The 1,970-nt window shown below is 49.7% G+C and carries 2 protein-coding genes and 2 pseudogenes; 1 reads left to right on the forward strand and 3 read right to left on the reverse strand.

Annotation, left to right across the window (positions count from 1 at the left end; all coding sequences use genetic code 11):
• From KQJ19_RS23400 to KQJ19_RS23410, 3 genes and pseudogenes are all read right to left on the reverse strand, one after another.
• Positions 1-245 (reverse strand): annotated as a pseudogene (locus tag KQJ19_RS23400) (oxygen-independent coproporphyrinogen III oxidase); the annotation flags it as partial.
• Positions 246-433: 188 nt separating this feature from the next.
• On the reverse strand, positions 434-952 hold the full coding sequence (gene yihI, locus KQJ19_RS23405; protein ID WP_216404262.1) for a Der GTPase-activating protein YihI: 519 nt from the start codon (positions 950-952) through the stop codon (positions 434-436).
• 102 nt (positions 953-1,054) lie between these two features.
• Positions 1,055-1,303 (reverse strand): annotated as a pseudogene (locus KQJ19_RS23410) (hypothetical protein).
• Between the two features lie 209 nt (positions 1,304-1,512).
• Between KQJ19_RS23410 and yihA the strand changes: the two are divergent.
• A partial coding sequence (gene yihA, locus KQJ19_RS23415) for a ribosome biogenesis GTP-binding protein YihA/YsxC (protein WP_216404263.1) occupies positions 1,513-1,970 on the forward strand: 458 nt, incomplete at its 3' end.

The following is a 1,970-nucleotide window of genomic DNA, read 5'->3' on the forward strand; positions in this document are numbered from 1 at the left end:
GCTTTATGCTGCTGGCGAGTCACAATCTTGTTGCAGCCACAGAAGTAGCACAGTTTGTGGCAGAACGGGATGTGAACGTACAGCGAGAGCGGACGCTCAAGATAACGCGCCACGGCCTTTAGAAATGCTTCTGTGCCGTAGTCTTCAGAAAACTCCAGCGCGGTCGGGTACGAGGTATATCGTGGCCCGGAATAGTTATATTTCTGGATCAGGGCCAGGTCCCAGTCTATTAACTGCTCTGACATGCTCACTCCTTCCGATGGCGTCTCTGGCGGGTACGGCGTACCGGCTTAACCCCAGTGCGGGTGATAAGCCGGTTGCGCAGCCACTTCTGTCGCCGCGACAACCGCTGTAGTTTAACGAATAACCACACCAGATAACATATAACCGGAAGGGTTATAAGCAGGACGGGAAGACCCACGGTGTAAAACCGTTAGTTGCCGCCTTTCAGCAGACGCATCATGTCTTCCTGCTTTTCTTCCTCTTCCTCTTCCTCTTCTTCCTCGTCATCGTAAGAAAGACCCAGCTTTTGCATCAGCTCATCGATGCGGTCCAGCTTGGCATCAACCCAGGTCTGATCTTCCGCACTCAGGGTTTCTCCTGCTTCAAGACGCTCCAGCAGCGCATCCAGGCGCTCATCCGTTTCCAGTAAATCCAACTCAGCCTGTGGTGAAAGCATAGGTTTCTCACTCTTCGGTTTGTGCTGTTTGGTGACTTTTTCGGTCACGCCCAATGGAATGGGGTTTTTGCTGCCAATACGAGGATCTTTTTGCTTATTTTGGTTTCCGCCACCAGATGCGCCTTCGCTACCGGACGCACGGCTACCCGCCGCATGACCACGGTGTTTTTTCTGGCGCTTACGGTCGCGAGCTTCCTGATTAATTTCTTCGCGTGTTTTACGACGCGCTTTTGCAGGACCTTTACCGCGTGGTGTAGAAGTTGGTTTCATCATGATTCGTCTTTGGCTGTTTTATTCAGTATATAATTGCGCCGGAATCTAGCAGAAATAAAGAAAAAAGGCGACAGAGTAATCTGTCGCCTTTTTTCCTGACTCTCAACCCTTACGGGCTCTACAATCCCTGTTGGCTATCAACACACCCTGTTTTTCCCTTAGCCTGAAACATTCCGTGTTGTTTCCATTTCCTTTTACTAACGTCTCCAGACGTTTGTCTCCCTGACAATCCTGTGTCTTCGCCTCCTGGCGCTCCTGACCCTCATCCTGAGTCGACTATCCTGTCAGCTTCCTCGCTATGGGCGCTACTTTACCGCTTTGGTTTAAACGTACAAGTAACCTGGGTAACAATTTCGGACTTTAAGAATAGTGCCTTATCTTAACTATATGATTTATTTTAGTTACGTCATTTTTTACTCTGTCATCTCGTATAGAAACTATCGGCAATGTCTCACAAAGTGCGAGGTTTTTACTTACATAGCCTACGCGTCGAAAAACCAGCCTTTTGCTGGGGTTCAGGTATAATCGCTGCAAAGCCCTGATTGATGGAGAGGACTGCTTTGACTAACTTGAATTATCAACAGACGCACTTTGTGATGAGTGCGCCTGATATTCGCCACTTACCTTCCGATACCGGTATCGAAGTGGCTTTTGCTGGCCGTTCCAACGCAGGCAAATCCAGTGCGCTAAATACCCTGACGAATCAAAAAAGTCTGGCGCGTACATCTAAAACGCCGGGTCGTACTCAGCTCATCAACTTGTTTGAAGTCGTTGACGGCAAACGCCTGGTCGATTTGCCAGGATACGGTTATGCCGAAGTTCCGGAAGAGATGAAGCGCAAATGGCAGCGCGCGCTGGCTGAATATCTGGAAAAACGTCAGAGCCTGCAAGGTCTGGTGGTACTGATGGATATTCGTCACCCGCTAAAAGACCTCGACCAGCAGATGATCCTGTGGGCGGTTGAGAGCAACGTTCAGGTTCTGATACTGCTGACTAAAGCAGACAAGCTGGCCAGCGG

It is taken from the genome of Citrobacter sp. S46_ASV_140 (assembly GCF_018919545.1).
Lineage (GTDB): Bacteria > Pseudomonadota > Gammaproteobacteria > Enterobacterales > Enterobacteriaceae > Citrobacter > Citrobacter braakii.

Excerpts from the sequence above, each read along its gene's own strand:
- yihI (WP_216404262.1), bottom strand. The coding sequence starts at position 952 with ATGATGAAACCAACTTCTACACCACGCGGTAAAGGTCCTGCAAAAGCG.